Below are 18,154 nucleotides of genomic sequence, written 5' to 3' on the forward strand. Positions count from 1 at the left end.
AACAAACAGAAAGGAATACAGAAAGAATGAATAAGACTTATAGAATATTAAGCCTGTTCTTGCTTACATTAGTTACTTCCGTAGCGATGGCGCAAGACAAGAAGGACATTTTTAACCCGGTGAACCATGCCGTTACGTCGCAGATGATAGCACCCGATGCTCGTGCAGCAGGTATGGGAGACGTGGGCGTAGCCACCGACCCTGATGTGAATTCGCAGTTCTGGAACCCTGCAAAATATCCGTTTACAATCTCTCGTGCCGGCGTCTCATTGAACTATACGCCTTGGTTACGGCAGTTGGTAAGCGATATGGACTTGGCTTATCTCTCGGGTTACTACCGCATTGGCGATTACAGTGCAGTGTCCGGTTCGCTTCGTTATTTCTCTTTGGGCGAAGTGCAAGCCACCGGTAGCACCGATGGTTCGGCTGCATTGACCATTAAGCCTTACGAACTTTCTGCCGATATAGCCTATTCGCTGATGTTGAGCGAAACGTTCTCGTTGGGTGCTGCCGTACGTTGGATATACTCTGACCTTACCTACACTTTCACAGAAGAGACATCACCGGGTTCTGCTTTCGGAGCCGACATCTCTGCCTATTATCAGAATTACATCAATATGGGCAGTCGCGAGTGCCAGTTGGGTTTAGGTTTGAACATCTCTAACATTGGTTCGAAAATTACGTTCGGTGGCGATAATCGTTCCGAATTTATCCCTACCAACTTGCGTTTGGGTGCATCGCTGATGATTCCTGTCGATGAATTCAACCGCTTCACCATCTCTGCCGACGCCAACAAGCTGCTTGTTCCCACTTATCCGAAGCGCAAAACCGACGAGTCGGAAGTAGATTACCAAGAGCGTTTGCAGAAGGAATACTACGACATATCGTCTATTTCGGGTATTTTCAAGAGCTTCGGCGATGCCCCGGGCGGAGCAAAAGAAGAGCTTCAAGAGGTAAACTGGAGCCTTGGAGCAGAGTATGTGTATAACGATAAGTTTGCTCTTCGTGCCGGTTACCACCACGAAAGCGAGAATAAAGGCAACCGCAAGTACTTCACCGTGGGGGCAGGGTTCAAGATGAGCGTATTCTCGCTCGACGCAGGTTATGTTATTGCAACGGCAAAGAGCAACCCACTCGACCAGACTTTGCGTTTCTCTTTAACGTTCGATATGGACGGACTGAAGGATTTGTTTAATAGAAGATAACGGCAGTAGCGATCAGGCTGTTTCCCACAAACTCCTTGAAGATGATAAGAATAGGAATGGGCTACGATGTCCATAAACTTGTAGAAGGGCGTTCGCTCTATCTGGGAGGTATAAAGATAGACCACGCGCTCGGTTTGCTCGGTCATAGCGATGCCGATGTATTGCTGCACGCAGTTTGCGATGCGTTGCTGGGTGCAGCCAATATGCGCGACATAGGCTACCATTTCCCCGATACGGCTGACGAAACTTTGGATATGGACTCCAAGGTGATACTTCGCAAAACCGTAGAACTGATAGCAACAAAGGGCTACCGTGTAGGAAATATAGATGCAACAGTGTGTGCCGAGCGTCCGAAGATAAATCCGCACATACCGGCAATGAAGGCTTGTATGGCAGAAATCATCGGTTGCGACGAAGACGACATATCCATCAAAGCCACAACCTCCGAGCGAATGGGGTTTGTAGGAAGAGAAGAAGGTATGGCAGCCTACGCTGTTTGCTTAATAGAAAAAGGGTAAACTTCTGAACTTAAAAGAAGTTTACCCTTTTTCCGTACCTTGAAATTCGTCCCGTTTTCTACGTGTTGGTATAACGTGTATCCTTCTTCCGTAAGTCGATATTCAGGCATTTGTTTTTCGTTTTCTTACTGAAGACAGACACGGAAATTCACCCTTAATTTGTAAAGATAATTTCGTTAAAAATCGGTATTTGCGTTTTGACGTTGCGAAAGCGTAGGTTTTGCAACGCAAAACCTACGCTTTTACCGTGCAAAACCTACGGTTTTGGAATGCAAAACAATAGGTTTTGTAAAGCGTTGATAAATAAATAGTTACGCAATAGCTACGCTTGCGATAAATGTTTACAAATTTTTCGCCTTTTTTCTGCCTATAAAGCAAGTTGTCTCCGCTTTATTTTCGTACTGTTCCGCAACATGCGATGCACGGTTCACGTAGGGTTTATTGCCTGCATGTTGTAAGCGGAACAAATGTGTTCTAAAACTTCTTTTTACTTCCTATTTTTGCTGAATAATGGTCGATTTGTTGTTTATTCAATCTTTTATCGTTATCTTTGCAGTGCAATTTGGTTCGCAACAGCGATTAATAGGGAATTAGGTGCAAAACCTAAACAGTCCGGCTGCTGTAAGTTGTCATTGTAGACACAAACATATACCACTGAGCAAAAGGCTTGGGAAGGGGTTTGTGGTCAGACAATAAGTCAGAATACCTGCCATTGCAATACTTCTATAAAACTTCTTTGGGATAGGTTGTGAAGTAGAATAATTGAAGTTTACATAAGATTAGACATTGCCGGTTTTTAGTATTTGCTTATAGCTTATACAAGAAAACCGTAGTATTGGGCTATGTGCGAGAGCGTAAATCCGTCGGGAGAAAGCGGAAACTATAAACAAGAGGAATTAAATTTTTTATATTAACAAGTTATATTTATGAACACAAAACTACTATTGGTGTCGTTATCAATGGCACTGTCGGCTATCTCTATGCCCGTAATGGCACAGGGAACGCTACGGAAGTCAATATTTCGGACACTAAACAAACGATTACTGTTGGAGACAATAGTATCAATTTCTACGATGAAGGCGGACCTACGGGGCCGGCAAAACCTCGAGAAGGCGAAGTTAAGCGAGTTAGCGAAATCACATTCGTGCCGGAAAACCCGGATAAAAAGGTGATGGTAAACTTCACTAAGGTGGACATTTTCCTGTCTTCTTTAGGAGAAAAGAACAGTCAATACTTGAAGGTTTACAGCGGAAAGGAAGCAAAAAACGCTAACTGGCTGAAGACTTTTACAAAGAATGAAACAGGCATTGTAAGGTCTATGGCTGACGACGGCGCACTTACAATAGTGTTCGAGAACGATTATGCGATGGAAAAAGCAGGCTGGGAGGCTGTCGTTTCTCTGTTTACGCCGCAGCAAATGACTGTTACCGGCTTCGATGTGAAGCAGTTTACCGACGGAACGGTATGTGCCGATGATAAAGGACAACAGATTCTTAGCTTCAATATCAAAGCCGAACAAGTGTTGAACCCGCTTACAACCACGAGTTTTAAGTTTAAAACGAACGGTACACAGGCACAAATCGCACATGCAACGCTTTATTACGCAGGGCAGTCTGATAAGTTTGAAGGAGCTAAAAAGATAGGCGAAATAGCTGTAAATGCTGATGAATTCGTTATTTCTACGGCAGCAACAGCACTCTTTGAAGGCGATAACCGGTTCTGGCTGACCTACGACATCAGCGAGACGGCAGAGGAAGGAACGAAAGTCGATGCTGCTCTCATCAGTGCAACACTCAGCGATGGCGAGCACGCAGTTGATAACGGAAATCCTGTCGGCGACAGAACGGTAAAGAATGTTGCCGAGTTTGTAAAAGGCAACAATACAAGAAAAGTAAACAACAAACTTATTTTCAAGACAAAGAACGCCAATAGTTACAGCACTCGCTATGAGACTTCGCAAGAAGAACGCACTATGACCTTCTTGCCGGTTCACGCAGGAAAGAAAATTCAGATAGACTTCTCACGTTTTGATATAATGTATTCAAGTAGCGCAACCTACGGTGTTCGTGCTGAATTTGCAGTTTACAGCGGTCGTAACAAGAACGGACAATTACTTTGGAAACTCGATAATCACAACCTTGCAAAGGTCGGTCCTAAGAAGATTTTACGCTCAATAGCAGACGATGGCGCATTAACTGTCGTCTTCAATCCTAAGACAGACGCTTCTTATTATACCGGCGATGGTTTTGAAGCGGAAGTTGCTGAATACGAAAGTAAACCCCTTGCATTTAAAGAAGCTGTTGTAAACCAACTCTCTAAAGATATTGCAGCAGCAGGTGCTACCGATTTGGACATTATCAGCTTCAATGTTAAGGTGGAAGGCGATAAGGGCACACTCAACCTAAAGGGTATTACACTCGACCTTAAGTCATCAAAGAAGGCTATCAGCAAGATTACAGTGCTGGGCGCAGCTGATACGGAAGAAGCTACAGGCAATGCCAAAACAGTTGCTACCGTAACCGAATTTGGTGCGAACAATACACTTGACATTCAGTTTACCGAACCACTTGCACTCGTAGAGGGCAACAATTGGTTGCGTGTACGCTATGATGTGAAAGACGATGCAGAGGCAGAAAGCAAGCTCGACGCAGCACTTACTGCACTCGATTTTGGCGATAAGAAGGAAAATATAAGTAATGGCGACCCTGAAGGAGAGCGTGTTGTAAAGCATATTGTTGTACTTCAGAAGGGTGAGAATAAAACAAAGACAATCTCTGACGGCGGTTCTGTAATGTTCTACGATGACGGTGGTGCCGATGGAAATGAGTCTAAGAACTTCGATGGTACAATTACTTTCGTGCCTGCAAGCCAAGGTTACGGTATCAAACTTGTTGCCAAGGAGTGGAATGTAGCCGGTAGAAACAAGATGTTTATCTATTATGGTGGCGAAAAGAAGGACAAGGCAGACTTGGAATATGGCAGAGACCCTAAGCTTGAAGAACTCATTACAAAGTCGCCGGACGGTAAAATCACTGTAAACTATAACACTACAACTTACGCCGGTAAGGGTTTTGCAATCGAAGTGAGCAGTGTTAAAATCTCGGAACTTGCCGTTGCTTCTGTTAAGACGGAAAGTATCGTAGGCGAAAAGAGCATGAAAGGCTCTACCAACCTTCCTATGATGCGTGTCGATGTTGAGACTGTGGGCGACTATGGTACGGTAGACGTTAAGAATTTCGCCGTAACAGCGACCGACGGAGCAATCGTTAAGAACGTAAAAGTTTATGCAACAGGTCAGGACAAGACATTTGCATCGGTGAATCTCTTCGGTCAGACTACTACAAGCCCTTATGAAGTAAAGGGTGATTATACGATGAACGACCGCGGTACATACTACTTCTGGATTACTTACGACCTTTCTACCACTGCAAACGAAGGCGATAAGGCTTCTGCTACACTCGCTTCAATCACAACAAACATCAAGACTGAAACTCCTGCAGCCAATGTTACAGCTGTTACAACTATTCAGAAAGGTATAAGCGGAACGTTGGAAGTAGGTGCAGATAAGGAGTATAAAACCATTCAGAAGGCTGTCGATGCATTGAAGGGTGGTATTGACGGTCCTGTAACAATCAGCATTCAGCCGGGCGATTATAAGGAAAATGTGCTTGTACCTGCTATTGCCGGTATGTCTGAAAACAATACATTGCTCATTACTTCATCTACCGGAAAGTCTTCTGATGTTAAGTTACATAATGACAAATACTCACTTGGCTACTCCGACGACAAGTTAGCAAGAGAGTATGGCGTATTCACTTTCGATGGTGCAACTTATACAACGCTCCGTGGAATTGAAGTTACAATTGATGGAAATGCGAAGTATCCATCAGTAGTACACGTTCGCAATATGAGCCGTAACGTAACTGTTGAAGACTGTTACATTCACACCACGATGAGTTCCAACCTTTCAGATGGTGTCATACTCGTAAATATGTACTCGCTTAGCGAGCCTAACAAGAACAACGACCATTTTACATTGAAGGGCTCAACCCTCGAAGGTGGACGACAAGGTATTAAGTTGGGTGGTACCACCACGGTAAAATTTCCAAAAGAAGTGGGCGGTAAGGTTTTGAATAACACCTTCAAAAACAATGGTACGCAGGCTATGTATGTTACAAGGGAAGACGATGCGCAAATCATTGGCAACACCATTATTAATACTGAAGCCGACAAAAAAGATTTCAAAGCTATTGATATAACGGCTTATGGGCAAGTTAAGATAGAACAAAACAAGATTAGCCTGAAGACGAAAGATTATTCAGGTGCTATCTATGTTCGTGCTATTGCTGCCGATGCTGCGACTCCTGCAACGATTGTAAACAACTCTATCATAAACGAAACTAATTTTGATACTTCTTATGGCATACAGATTGGCGGAACAGAAACTGCAAATATAAACATCGCACACAACACGGTTGTCTTCCGTGGTAATGCGAAAGGAAGCAAGCCTGTTCAACTTTCATCTGATTTGAGCAACGTCGTGGTTACTCAAAACATCATTCAGAACGAAGCAGGCGGCTACGTTTACTTCCTCACAGGCAAGAACTCGCCTGATGCCATTAAGTTCTTGAAGAATAATCTCTATACAACGGGCGAGTCGTTTGCAATAAAGACCGGTACCAAGTATGCAACCTTTGACGATTGGAAAGCCGTTTCTAAGGAGGCAGACAGCTACAACGAAAAGGTTGAATTCTTAGATGCAGAAGTGCTTGAGCCAAAAGAAGTCGGTCATTTGGTAAATACCGTATTGCTTGATTATGCTACAAAGGATATTAACAACAAGCAACGCAATGCCGACCACCCAACCATGGGTGCTTACGAATTTTCTCAAGAGGTCGTAATACCTAAGTCGGTAGAGGGCTATCCTGAAGTTGTGAACATTACAGACAACTCTGCTGATATTAAGATTAAGGCTGACGAAAACGGCAAGGTTTATATCCTTGTGAAGAAAGAAGCTGACGCCGCTCCATCGGTAGAAGAAGTAGAGAAGGACGGTACTGCTATTTCTATCAGCAAAGACACTGAAGTTGTACAGACTATCAAGGACTTAACCAAGGACGAAACCTACGTGGCATACATTGTTTACGAGGGCACACGTGGTGGCAAGAGTAAGGTTGAGGCTACCAAACCATTCAAGGTTGCCAAGCCAACACCAATACCTGAGCCGGTAGTTACTGCAGAAAACATTACGGTAGAAGCAGGACAACCTGCCAACCTCAAGGCAACTGTAACCGGTGGAACCGAGCCTTATACCATAACGTGGTACAACGGCAAGCGTCAGAAGGTAGAACCTAATGTTGTTCCTACCGAGTGCGACCAATACACGGTAGAGGTTGTAGACAAGAACGGTAAGACTGCAAAGGCTGTCTGCGATGTTATTGTAAAGGGCGAAGCCGTAACTGCAACCCTCGAAAACCTTTACTTGGATAAGGAAAGCCATTGGAACGGAAGCGAAGGAGGCGGTTACTTCCTCAGCGGCTCTTACAAATTCCATAACGGAGCCAACGCTCAATACAACTTCTACTACGATTGTATGTATTCAAACGAGACTGCCACAACATACAAAGACTTGTCAGACCAATGGCGCAACATCGTTGGCAAGGGCTACGACAACTCTGAAATCTATGGTGTAGCTTATCCGCAAAAAGGTACGATTGATGTAATGAACAAGGAAAACGGCGACAGCATTCGTGGTTTCTACATTACAAATACTCCATGGACTTACTATGCTATTAAAGATGGAGACGGAATGTCGGATGTTGAAGGTGGCTTCCAAAAGGACGATTACTTCAAACTTACCGTTACAGGTAAGAAGGCTGACGGTACGGAAAGCAAAGTAGAATACTACCTTGCCGACTATCGTGCAGAGAACGAAGCCGACCGTTACATTATTGATACGTGGCAATGGGTAGACCTTAGCTCGTTGGGCGAAGTGAAAACCGTTTCGTTCAAGATGGAAGGAACGAAGAAGAACAAGTGGGGTCTTACCACACCGACTTACTTTGCTTTCGATAACTTCAACGGCGTACGCAACGAAAAGACGGGCGCAGCAGTAGTGGCACAAGGCCAACCTATCGACATCTCGTCTAACTTTACACCTGATGGCAGCAAGGCTACGATGAAATATGCTATCGTAGAACTTGTTCCAAGCACGGTGAAGGCATCGGTTAGCATCAACGAAGCAACGGGCGAACTCACCATTAAGGGCGAAACCAACGAGGAGTTTGCAATCGTTGTAAGTATGACACAGGCCGGTAAGACGCAGTATGTCCGCATTCCTGTAACCTTTGCTACCGGCATTGACGTACTTGCCGAAGGTTCTAACGACGCAACTATCGGCGTTCAGAACGGCGAAATCGTTGTGAAGGGTGCAGCAAACGACTACACCGTAGAGGTTTACTCTACATCGGGAATGTTGGTAGGCAAGGAGAACGGAACCGCTAACAGCTCAGTTCGCATACCAAGCACTGCCAAGGGCTTGTACATTGTCAAGGTTGTTATGGGCAACCAAAAGATTACAAAGAGTGTTCTTGTAAAGTAATACACGAATATCAGAATAGAAGAAACCGTGTGGCAGCAATGCCACACGGTTTCTTTGTTTATACAGAAGCGTTGTCGTATCGGCATCGCAGTCTATTGATAGTAGGGGTGTTTAAAGGTAAAACTTCCTATTCGCCCTGCCAAATCGAAATTATCGTTTTTCAAAGAAGTAATCTTTACAAAGTAAAGGTGTTTTTTCGGTTTTCCTCTTCCATAAAAAGGAGCAGATTATCCCTTGCCAAACGAAGTTTCTACTGCTCGTTATATCTTCTTTTTTAGCTGTTGAAAGCGTTGTTGGCAGTGCTTTTTGTAGTTGTAATGGAATATGTGTTTCTCTATTTTTCGGAAGTTATACATAAACGAGAAACGAAGTTTGTCGATGAAAGACGGCGTTCCGTCGGCATAAACAGAGCGTGGAATGCGCACGAAATAAAGGTCGGCAATGGTGTCGAACGCCGAAAACTGACGGTGTTTGCGCTCGAACAGCCACACTTCGGAGTAGAAGCGGTTAGCCGAAATAACGTCGGGTTGGAAGTCGGGTAGCTGTCGAATGTGCGCCGATGTTGCCCACCAGAAACTGCCCGAATACATTGTGTAGTTGCGAGGAGGCCAGCGATAGCAGCTGTAAGTGTCGAAACTGTTCGACAAAGCGTTTACAGCCACCTGCCATTTATCGAACACGAAGTACTCCAACATTTCGCGCCATGCTTCTATTTTCTGTTGGAAGGCACGGAAAAGGCGGTCGTCAGACGCTAACGACCGGTAAGAAATGCCTTTTGAATGGAAGTAATATAGAAGGCAATCTTCGCGTTGGCTGAGTTCCTTGATAAACTGAAGGGCAGGGTATTCGTACTTTTGGGGGTTGGTAGAGAAGGCGATGAGTTCAACCTTCTCGCTGTCAATCAATCGCTTTAGTTCATCAACTTTACCCTCGTCGGCTGCAATACAGCTGATAAAAAGCTTTTCGGTAGCTGCCAAGAGTCCGCTGTTTTTCAAGTTTTCTATTTGCTTTCGTGCCAGTTTCTCCCAGCCGGTGTCCAACATAATGTGGTAGATGCCGTAAATGGGGAGGTGCTTTTGTGGAGCAACGTCCCATTGGCGAAGGTCTTTCCGCTCGTAGACGTGAAAGAGCGACCGGCTGATTCGGTGGAAGATATTGTCAGACATAGACTATTGTTTCAGCGATGAGATGAGACGGTGGAACATTTCCTGTAGGTCGTATTGGGGTGTCCAACCCAGCTGTTGCACCTTATCGGTAGACAAACGCAACTTTGTTGTAGGCGAATAGCCATATTCTCTTTTGGTTCTACCACCACTTTCACACGCGGATTGAATGTTTCGGCAAGGAAAGTTGCCATATCTTTTATGGAGATATAAGTGGTTTCGTTTGCCACGTTGTAGGCTTCGCCGTCTTTGCCGCGCAGAAGAATGTAGAGCATGGCAGCGACGGCGTCCGTCGTGTAGCAATAGCTTCGGCAGAGTTCGCCCTTTGTGTGCATCACAATATCATCGCCCTTGATAATGCTGCGGGCAAATTGTGCAAACACACGGTTATCGTCTTGTGCCACGCCCGCACCGAAAGTCTGTGCCAAACGTGCCACTTTCGCGTGTGTTCCGTATTCTTTTGCATAGTCGTGGCAGAGCGTTTCGGCAGCCCGCTTTGCCATTGGATAGCTGCTGCGCACCGCCATTGGGTCGAGATAGCCCTGTGCGTCTTCGGTAAGCGGTGTGCTGTCGTCGGTAATGGTGCCGTAAACTTCCAACGACGATGCCAGCAATACCGATTGAGTGTGGTGCTTGCGTGCATAGTCGAGTAGATTTTTCGTGCCGTTAAACACCGTAACCATTGTTTCAACAGGATATTCCACAAAGTATTTTGAAGCCGTAGGACCGGCAAAATGTACGATGAAATCTATCTTTTCGGTAGGGTTGAAGACCTCGTTTGCCGAAAAGTCGTAAGCATAAAACCCCAATGTAGCATCTTGTTTGCCAAACATTGCTTCGGCTTTTGCCGTGTTTCTGACCACTGCCAGCACTCGCAGACCAAGCCCTTGCCGGCGGTTTAATGCCAACAGACAGCGCACCATGCACGTTCCGAGCAGTCCTGTTGCCCCTGTTACGGCAACCGTCTTTCCCCGCAGTTCGTCTTTTAGGGCGAAGCGATGGGCGAATTGCTCTACATCTTGTTCAAGAATAGCATTCATTTCTATAAGCCAAAGATTTGCCGGTCTTCGTGAACCTTTACCATTGCACGGAATACGAAGAAGTCGGTGGGGGTGGTTATCTTTATGTTTTCCATCGGACCGATAATCGTTCCTAACTTGTAGCCGTAGTGCTCATCATCGTACACGAGTCGATAAAGTCGTGCCGGTCTTCGGCTATCGCACGGCGGTGGGCTGAAAGAATATCGGCGAGGTGGAAACTTTGCGGTGCACGTGCTATCAGAGAGTTGGCACGTGTCGGAATTTCCAAGCTGCCGTCTTCCTGTTTTACGATAAACGTTTCGGTAGCAGGCGCACAGGTGATGCACGAACCGCATTCCGCCACCTTATTTATATTGTCCGTTATGGTTTCTTCGGTTATCAACGGGCGCACGCCGTCGTGGATAAGCACGGTTGCTGCCTCGTTTTTCGCATACGTTTCGGCAGCACACAGACCGTTGTAAATAGAATCTTGCCCCGTTGCTCCACCCGGAACAATCTTCACCACCTTGTTTATTTCAAACTTGCGGAGCATCTTTTCGAGGAACGGAATCCACTCTTTGATGCACGAAACAACAATGGCGTCAATCTGTGGGTGATTGTCGAAGAGTTCGAGCGTGTAGATGATAATGGGTTTTCCGTTTAGGTCGAGAAACTGTTTGGGGCGCGATTTGGTGTGCATACGTAGCCCCGAACCACCTGCAAAGATAACGGCTATATTCATTTTTATGCTGTTTTTGGTTTTGTTTCTGTCTTTATGGTGCTTTCTACTCGTCGAAAAACACCACATCAACCTTGTGTCTGTCGCGCTTGTCGCGTGGTGGAAGGTTCATAAATTCGCCGTAAGCGATGCGGCAAAGTTCCTCCGCATCAGCCGGTCCTTCAAACGTGTAGCCTTCGAAAACAATGTCTTTGTGCGGCACCATAATGCGTTTGGGGTTTTGTTCGTAGAACCACGCACCGTAAGAGTGCATATATAAGTCCGGATTGCCGAATATTTTACCGATGAAACGGAACATTGGGAAGACACCGAAGTGCAACACATTGTAGCACGTTTGTGCCATCCGGGGGTATCGACCTGCCATTTTAAGGTTCACATTCACCGATAGTTTCGCTGCAAAACGTTGCAGCCAAGGTATCATATTGCCCTCGTAAGGGAATATATCGACGTGCAATCCGCGATATTTCTGCGCTTCGTGAATGCGCCGGTTCTCGCTTTCGGAAGTTTCGTGGCTGCGGTTTTCGCTTCTTAAATCGCGTAGACAAGCCCATTCTTTATAAAATCCGCGGTCGGTAGAGTTGTCTTGCAACACGTAATCGGGGTGGGGGTGCGCCTTGAGATAGTCGCACAGGCGTTTGAAATCCTTCTGACTTACTACCATATCTATATCGTCGTCCCACGGAATAAAACCACCGTGGCGCAACGCTCCGAGCACATTTCCACCGTCTAACCTTAGCGGAATGCCTATCTTCTTGGCTGTTTCCTGCAAGTAGATAGCCATATCGAGCATGCGCATCTGTGCCCGCCGCAGTACCGAACCGTCAGGGTTGTAGTCCTGACGGAGGGTTTCTTGGGTCTCGCCGGTGTTGAATTGTTTTGTCATTCCAATGCTACATTACGCCCAACCAGCGCAAAACGTCGTTCAGGTTGGCTACGACCATCAGAAAAATAAGTATGGTGATGCCCACATATTCGGCACGAATCATGAACTTCTCTGATGGTTTACGACGTGTAATCATCTCGTAAAGCAAGAACATAACGTGTCCGCCGTCGAGTGCGGGGATAGGCAGAATGTTCATAAAAGCAAGAATGATGCTCAGAAAAGCAGTCATGTTCCAGAACATATACCAGTCCCAATAAGGTGGGAACATCTTTCCGATTGAGCCAAAGCCTCCCAAACTCTTTGCACCATCGGCAGAAGCAAGGTACTTAAAGTTGCCTACGTAGCCGCGAAGAATGTTCACGCCATACTTTACACCTGCCGGGAAACTCTCGAAGAACGAATATTTCTCTTGCGTGGGCTTGTAGTACGAGAGCAACGTACTTTGTGTTACGCCCATTTTAAGTTCGGCATTGAGCTGCATTCTTATGGTGTCTGTCTTGCTTGTGCCGCTGCGTTGCACGGTAAGTACTACGTTGCGGAGTGCCAAAGAATCTTTATGGGTATTCTTAACAGCTGCCACATCGCTCAAAATACCCATTTGGTAGTTCATGTCTGCCCATGTTTCAACTGCTTTTCCATTGATAGACTTCAGCAAATCGCCTGCCTTTATGCCCGCTTTCATTGCCGGTGTGTTGGCTGCAACGCTGTCGATGCGAGCCGGAATATAAGGCTCGGCAAAGAAAGGACGCTCCTTTATCATGGAAAGCATGTCCAAATCGCCCGGCATTTCGATGCGTGTTTTCTTGCCATTGCGCAACACTTCCACATATTTAGATTGTGCAATCTGGCGGAAGAAGTCGCCGTTTACGTTGGCAAACTCGCGGAAAGCCCCCTTATCGGTGCCCAACATGACGTCTTTATCCTTGAAACCGAGTGCCTTTGCCTGTTCGTTGAACTGCATACCCATACTCATATCCGACACCTTGAAGTAGGTTTCGCCCCACGTAAACATTATCATGGAGTAGATAAACAGTGCCAAAAGGAAGTTTACAAGTACGCCGCCAATCATGATGAGCAAGCGTTGCCATGCCGGTTTCACTCTAAACTCCCACGGTTGTGGTGCTTTCTTCATCTGTTCCGTGTCGAAACTCTCGTCAATCATACCTGAAATCTTGCAGTAACCGCCGAGTGGGAGCCACCCCATGCCGTATGTTGTGTCGTCATTCTTGGGTTTCCACTTGAACAGCATACCGTTCCATTTGCCGATAGCCATATCGAAGAATACAAAAAACTTTTCTACGCGAACACCAAAGAGCTTTGCGAAGAACATGTGGCCGCCTTCATGGAGAAGAACAAGCAGCGAGATTGCCATTATAAACTGGAGCAATCGTATAAGAATTGATTCCATTCGTTACTTTATAATCGTTATTTTTTATTTCTGTTTTCTTATTTTCTAATCTCTTAATTGCCCATCAGTTCACTTGCAATTCTGCGTGCTTCGGCATCGGTTTGCAAATAAACGTCAAGCGATGGCGTAGCATCGAATGCCACTTTTTGCATCGTTTCATCGATGATTTCGCCCATTTTAAGGAACGAGCATTGCCCTTTACGGAACCCCTCGTTTACTATTTCGTTGGCAGCATTGAGGATACAAGGCATGTTACCGCCTTTTTCAATGACTTCGTACGCCATGGCAAGACAGCGGAACTTCTCCATATCAGGCTCAAAGAACTCCAAAGGCCGGCTGAATAGGTCCAGACGGTCGCCTTTTAGTGCAAGTCTTTCGGGGAAAGAGAAGGCATATTGTATAGGCAAACGCATATCGGGGACTCCCAATTGTGCCTTTACGCCACCATCGACAAACTGCACGGCACTGTGAATAATCGACTGTGGGTGCACCAAAACCTGTATCTTGTCGGCAGGAACACCGAACAACCATTTGGCTTCTATTACCTCAAAGCCTTTGTTCATCAGCGAAGCGGAGTCTATTGTTATCTTTGCTCCCATGTCCCAAGTGGGGTGCTTCAGTGCATCGGCAGCGGTAACAGTCTTTAATTTGTCTGCATCGAAAAGGCGGAAAGGCCCTCCGGAGCATGTCAGCAATATCTTTTCTATTTCGTTATTATCCTCTCCTACCAAGCTTTGGAATATTGCGCTGTGTTCGCTGTCTACGGGAAGAATAGGCGTATGATATTCGGTTGCCAACTTGCAAATCAGTTCTCCTGCCACAACAAGTGTTTCTTTGTTTGCCAAACAAATTCTTTTGCGTGCCTTAATAGCGTGTATGGTAGGTTCAAGACCTGAGAAACCCACCATGGCAGTAAGCACCATGTTGATAGATTCGGCTTCAACAATCTGCTTTAACGCCTCTTTGCCGGCATAAACCTTTATGTCGGGTTGGTCGGAAAGTTCCTTTTGCAATGCTTCGTAGTGGCTTTCGTTTGCAATGACCACTGCTGCAGGCCGGAATTTACGTGCTTGTGCTGCCAGTTTCTGCCATTGGTTGTTGGCTGTCAAGGCATAAACCTCGTATAAATCGGCATGTTGCTCTATCACATCGAGGGCTTGTGTGCCGATGCTTCCCGTTGAACCAAGGATACATATTTGTTGTTTCATCTTTCTAAACTAAAGCTCTAAAAGTCCGTCAGGTATTTCTACTTCTATCGTTTGCCGTGCCTTGTCTATTCCTATTATAAGGTTTTCGTTGGCAGGTATAAGGAGTTCGCCACCTGTTTCGGTCTTTATTTCAAACAGCAGATTGATGGTTGTTTCATCGACCGACACTATTTCGCCCACCACCTTGCTTGTTTTGCTGTCCAATAACTTAAATCCGATGATTTGTGCCCACGACAATTCGTCTGTGTTTTCTTCGGCAATGGCACGTGGGAAGTACACTTCCGTGCCTGTAAGTTCGCGTGCACGCTCTTCGGTGTCGATGTCGCAGAACTTCATCAGTGCAACTTCGTCAGAGCGAAATCTGTACTCTTCCATAAAGAAGGGCACTAAAATGCCCTCCATGTCAAGCACCAGATAGTCGGCATCGCATTGGTCGAACACGTCGTCGGTGAAGCGAAACTGTATCTCGCCCTTTACTCCGTGCGGCTTTCCAAGTACACCTATCTTATATACTTCCTCTCGTTTTATCATCTGTAAGACTTCTTTAGCAAACGTCCACACGCTTTATCTTCGCACCGAGTGCATTGAGCCGTTCCTCAATGTTTTCGTACCCGCGGTCTATTTGCGATATATTGTCGATGCGACTGGTGCCTTGTGCCGACATGGCAGCGATGAGCAAGGCAATGCCTGCACGAATATCGGGGCTTGACATTCTGCCCCCTCGCAACGCACGAAGGTTGTCGTTTCCCACCACTACCGCACGGTGTGGGTCGCAAAGAATGATTTGTGCCCCCATATCGATGAGCTTATCGACAAAGAACAGGCGGCTTTCGAACATCTTCTGGTGGAAGAGTACACTGCCCTTTGCTTGTGTTGCGACTACGAGCAACACCGAAATAAGGTCGGGTGTTACGCCCGGCCACGGTGCATCGGCAATGGTCATGATGGTTCCATCGATAAACGAATCAATGATGTAATGCTCTTGCCGTGGAATAAAAAGGTCGTCGCCTTCTTCTTCAATCTGCACGCCAAGTCGTCGGAACGTGTCGGGAATGATGCCAAGGTTCTTTACCGACACATCTTTTATTCTGATGCCGTCGCCTATCATGGCTGCCATGCCGATGAACGACCCTACTTCTATCATATCGGGAAGTATGCGGTGTTGCGTTCCTTTCAGTGTTTTCACACCCTCGATGGTAAGCAGGTTGCTGCCAACGCCGCTGATTTTCGCACCCATGGCGTTGAGCATGTTGCACAGTTGTTGCAAGTAAGGCTCGCAAGCCGCATTGTATATCGTGGTTGTACCTTCTGCCAAGACGGCTGCCATAACGATATTGGCAGTGCCCGTAACCGATGCTTCGTCTAAAAGAATATAAGTTCCGACAAGTTTTTCGGCTTTCAGTTCGTACACATTGCGCTCTTCTCTGTGTTCAAAGTGTGCTCCAAGATTTTTGAAACCAAGGAAGTGGGTGTCCAAACGGCGACGCCCAATCTTGTCGCCCCCCGGTTTGGCTATCGTTGCCTTGCCAAATCTGCCCAGCAAAGGCCCGTAAAGCAGCACGCTACCACGCAGCGACGAGCATTTTTCAACAAATTCTACGCTTTCCAAGTATTCTAAATTCACCTCGTCGGCGCAGAAAGAGTATTTGTTTTCGTTCAGTTTTGTTACCTTTACGCCAATGTCTGTGAGCAGTTTTATAAGGTTGTTTACGTCCAAGATGTTCGGAATGTTGTCGATAACAACTTCTTCGGTGGTCAGCAATGTTGCGCTAATCACCTGCAAAGCCTCGTTCTTAGCCCCTTGAGGCACGATGCTACCCGATAGGCGGTGTCCGCCTTCAATGACAAAACACTCCATAGACTTATCTTCTCTTCTTGTTGTTGCGTACAGGTTGCAATTCTTTGGGGTTTATCTTGTCGAATTTAAAGACGTCCAAGTCCAATTGCACTGCACCGTCGGTGAAGCGTGCGAGGTCGGAAGCCACTTTCTCATCGTCCGACGAACCGTGCCCCCATTGTATCAAACAGCGTTTCATCTGGTTGGCAACCAATCTTACAAGCTCTTCTTTCTCGTCGCCTTCCTCCATTGTTTTCAGCTGTTCGAACAGCTCGAACATCATTTTCCCATAGTGGCGTACAGGTATTTTCGACATCGGATAGAGCATAGGTTCCGGTTTCGTTGCTATTTTCAATGCCTGCGATACATCGTACGGATAATCAATGTCCAGTTTGAAGTCTGCCATAATGGCTAAATGGTCCCACAGTTTCTGCTCGTGGTCGGCACTTTCTCTGCCTTGCGGGTTCATTCTGTCCATAATCGAAACGATGGTTTCGGCACATTGCTGTCGTTCTTCCTTCGTTGGAAGTCCCACACAGTGGCTCACCATGTTTTGTATTTCGCGTCCGTATTCAGGCAACAATAGTTTCTCGCGCTGCGTGTTGTAATCCAGTCCGTCTATCTTCATTCAACTATTCTTTTTATTCTGTTTCGTTTCTTTTGTCTGTGTTCTGCCTTGTTTTACAGCAAGGGCTTGGCTTGCTTTGCCACGAAGTCTTTTAGGTACATCGGCACAAAGTATGCCACATCTTCGTATTGTTCCAATGCAATGCGCTTTTCAGCCAACGGCAGCATGTTTTTTGCCAGTGGTTCGATGCCTTTTATCAGGTGTGCATTGGGGTGATTGATGGTTTCCATACATTTTTCGGCACCATTGCCAAAGAAATAGACTGCCCCTCTGTCGAGATATTCCTTGTAGGTATTTTCGTCTACAACGTCGGCTTGGACAGGTCGAATTTCGTGTAAGGCACGGTCGAACACCTGTGCATACACTTCCATACGGCGTGCATCAATCATCGGAACGAGCAATGCGTTGTCTTCTATCTCGTCGTGGTGCAGCAGCACAGGCACGCAAAGCAGTTCGAGCGTAGGCACTGCTATCAGCTTAATGTCGGTGCCATAGCAGATGCCCTTTGCCATCGATGTGCCTATACGAAGCCCCGTGTAAGAACCGGGCCCGCTGCTGACGGCAACAGCATCGACGGGAATGGCGTGGCTGTCGGCAAACGACAAGGCTTCATCGACAAACCGACCCAGCTGTTCGCCGTGGTTGGGGCCGCCATGGTCTTCCTGTGTAAAGATGCAGGCACCGTCTTCGCTCAATGCCACCGAGCAAACGTTGGTGCTGGTTTCTATGTTTAATATACACGACATATTCTTTTTCTTTAGCTTTCTAAATCCATACAACTTGCAAAGATAATACTAAATTTTGGATTATTCCTCCTTATAGTATTGAAAATAAATTAAAGCAACCAAAGTGTAGCAAAAGGGTAGAGTCAACCAGCAAGTGCAAAATTATTATATTTTTCTGTAGAACTCTGATTTTGGTGTTTGAAAATTTAGTTTTTGTCTT

Annotated in this window: 11 protein-coding genes, 2 pseudogenes and 1 riboswitch; of the genes and pseudogenes, 3 read left to right on the top strand and 10 right to left on the bottom strand. The window is 46.1% G+C overall.

Going from position 1 to position 18,154, the window contains the following annotated elements:
* Positions 1 to 26: 26 nt before the first annotated feature.
* The 3 genes from porV (at position 27) to JCM15124_RS13900 (ending at position 8,324) form a co-directional block, all read left to right on the top strand.
* Positions 27 to 1,205, top strand: coding sequence for a type IX secretion system outer membrane channel protein PorV (porV, locus tag JCM15124_RS08950; RefSeq protein WP_024999157.1), 1,179 nt, complete (start codon positions 27 to 29; stop codon positions 1,203 to 1,205).
* Between the two features lie 41 nt (positions 1,206 to 1,246).
* Positions 1,247 to 1,723 (top strand): 2-C-methyl-D-erythritol 2,4-cyclodiphosphate synthase, encoded by a 477-nt coding sequence (gene ispF, locus JCM15124_RS08955; RefSeq protein ID WP_024999158.1) that lies wholly within the window; start codon positions 1,247 to 1,249, stop codon positions 1,721 to 1,723.
* A gap of 544 nt (positions 1,724 to 2,267) precedes the next feature.
* Positions 2,268 to 2,451, top strand: a riboswitch (cobalamin riboswitch).
* Positions 2,452 to 2,894: 443 nt separating this feature from the next.
* Positions 2,895 to 8,324, top strand: coding sequence for a DUF4465 domain-containing protein (locus JCM15124_RS13900; protein ID WP_232220142.1), 5,430 nt, complete (start codon positions 2,895 to 2,897; stop codon positions 8,322 to 8,324).
* A gap of 260 nt (positions 8,325 to 8,584) precedes the next feature.
* Here JCM15124_RS13900 and JCM15124_RS08965 read toward each other — a convergent pair whose 3' ends face one another.
* From JCM15124_RS08965 to tsaB, 10 genes and pseudogenes are all read right to left on the bottom strand, one after another.
* Positions 8,585 to 9,490 carry a hypothetical protein gene (locus JCM15124_RS08965; RefSeq protein WP_024999159.1) on the bottom strand — a complete coding sequence of 302 codons (906 nt, stop codon included), beginning with the start codon at positions 9,488 to 9,490 and terminating at the stop codon, positions 8,585 to 8,587.
* A gap of 3 nt (positions 9,491 to 9,493) precedes the next feature.
* Positions 9,494 to 10,527, bottom strand: a pseudogene (locus tag JCM15124_RS13905) (NAD-dependent epimerase/dehydratase family protein).
* A 2-nt stretch (positions 10,528 to 10,529) separates the two neighbouring features.
* Positions 10,530 to 11,248, bottom strand: a pseudogene (locus JCM15124_RS13910) (IspD/TarI family cytidylyltransferase).
* A 43-nt stretch (positions 11,249 to 11,291) separates the two neighbouring features.
* Positions 11,292 to 12,128, bottom strand: a complete 837-nt coding sequence (locus JCM15124_RS08980) for a LicD family protein (protein ID WP_024999160.1) — start codon at positions 12,126 to 12,128, stop codon at positions 11,292 to 11,294.
* 7 nt (positions 12,129 to 12,135) lie between these two features.
* The gene (gene rseP, locus JCM15124_RS08985; protein ID WP_024999161.1) at positions 12,136 to 13,536 is read right to left on the bottom strand and encodes an RIP metalloprotease RseP; all 1,401 of its coding nucleotides are present in this window, start codon (positions 13,534 to 13,536) and stop codon (positions 12,136 to 12,138) included.
* 53 nt (positions 13,537 to 13,589) lie between these two features.
* Positions 13,590 to 14,744, bottom strand: a complete 1,155-nt coding sequence (locus tag JCM15124_RS08990; protein WP_024999162.1) for a 1-deoxy-D-xylulose-5-phosphate reductoisomerase — start codon at positions 14,742 to 14,744, stop codon at positions 13,590 to 13,592.
* Between the two features lie 9 nt (positions 14,745 to 14,753).
* Positions 14,754 to 15,275 (bottom strand): ribosome maturation factor RimM, encoded by a 522-nt coding sequence (gene rimM, locus JCM15124_RS08995; protein WP_024999163.1) that lies wholly within the window; start codon positions 15,273 to 15,275, stop codon positions 14,754 to 14,756.
* Positions 15,276 to 15,288: 13 nt separating this feature from the next.
* The gene (gene murA, locus JCM15124_RS09000; RefSeq protein ID WP_024999164.1) at positions 15,289 to 16,602 is read right to left on the bottom strand and encodes a UDP-N-acetylglucosamine 1-carboxyvinyltransferase; all 1,314 of its coding nucleotides are present in this window, start codon (positions 16,600 to 16,602) and stop codon (positions 15,289 to 15,291) included.
* A gap of 4 nt (positions 16,603 to 16,606) precedes the next feature.
* On the bottom strand, positions 16,607 to 17,209 hold the full coding sequence (locus JCM15124_RS09005; RefSeq protein ID WP_024999165.1) for a DUF4290 domain-containing protein: 603 nt from the start codon (positions 17,207 to 17,209) through the stop codon (positions 16,607 to 16,609).
* A 53-nt stretch (positions 17,210 to 17,262) separates the two neighbouring features.
* Positions 17,263 to 17,955 (bottom strand): tRNA (adenosine(37)-N6)-threonylcarbamoyltransferase complex dimerization subunit type 1 TsaB, encoded by a 693-nt coding sequence (tsaB, locus tag JCM15124_RS09010; protein WP_024999166.1) that lies wholly within the window; start codon positions 17,953 to 17,955, stop codon positions 17,263 to 17,265.
* Positions 17,956 to 18,154 lie beyond the last annotated feature (199 nt).

Source organism: Prevotella falsenii DSM 22864 = JCM 15124 (assembly GCF_000613945.1).
GTDB classification, from domain to species: Bacteria; Bacteroidota; Bacteroidia; order Bacteroidales; family Bacteroidaceae; genus Prevotella; species Prevotella falsenii.

What these genes read in the sequence shown, in the direction of transcription:
- porV (WP_024999157.1), top strand. Translation starts at nt 27, where the DNA reads ATGAATAAGACTTATAGAATATTAAGCCTGTTCTTGCTTACATTAGTT.
- ispF (WP_024999158.1), top strand. Translation starts at nt 1,247, where the DNA reads ATGATAAGAATAGGAATGGGCTACGATGTCCATAAACTTGTAGAAGGG.
- JCM15124_RS13900 (WP_232220142.1), top strand. Translation starts at nt 2,895, where the DNA reads ATGGTAAACTTCACTAAGGTGGACATTTTCCTGTCTTCTTTAGGAGAA.
- JCM15124_RS08965 (WP_024999159.1), bottom strand. Translation starts at nt 9,490, where the DNA reads ATGTCTGACAATATCTTCCACCGAATCAGCCGGTCGCTCTTTCACGTC.
- JCM15124_RS08980 (WP_024999160.1), bottom strand. Translation starts at nt 12,128, where the DNA reads ATGACAAAACAATTCAACACCGGCGAGACCCAAGAAACCCTCCGTCAG.
- rseP (WP_024999161.1), bottom strand. Translation starts at nt 13,536, where the DNA reads ATGGAATCAATTCTTATACGATTGCTCCAGTTTATAATGGCAATCTCG.
- JCM15124_RS08990 (WP_024999162.1), bottom strand. Translation starts at nt 14,744, where the DNA reads ATGAAACAACAAATATGTATCCTTGGTTCAACGGGAAGCATCGGCACA.
- rimM (WP_024999163.1), bottom strand. Translation starts at nt 15,275, where the DNA reads ATGATAAAACGAGAGGAAGTATATAAGATAGGTGTACTTGGAAAGCCG.
- murA (WP_024999164.1), bottom strand. Translation starts at nt 16,602, where the DNA reads ATGGAGTGTTTTGTCATTGAAGGCGGACACCGCCTATCGGGTAGCATC.
- JCM15124_RS09005 (WP_024999165.1), bottom strand. Translation starts at nt 17,209, where the DNA reads ATGAAGATAGACGGACTGGATTACAACACGCAGCGCGAGAAACTATTG.
- tsaB (WP_024999166.1), bottom strand. Translation starts at nt 17,955, where the DNA reads ATGTCGTGTATATTAAACATAGAAACCAGCACCAACGTTTGCTCGGTG.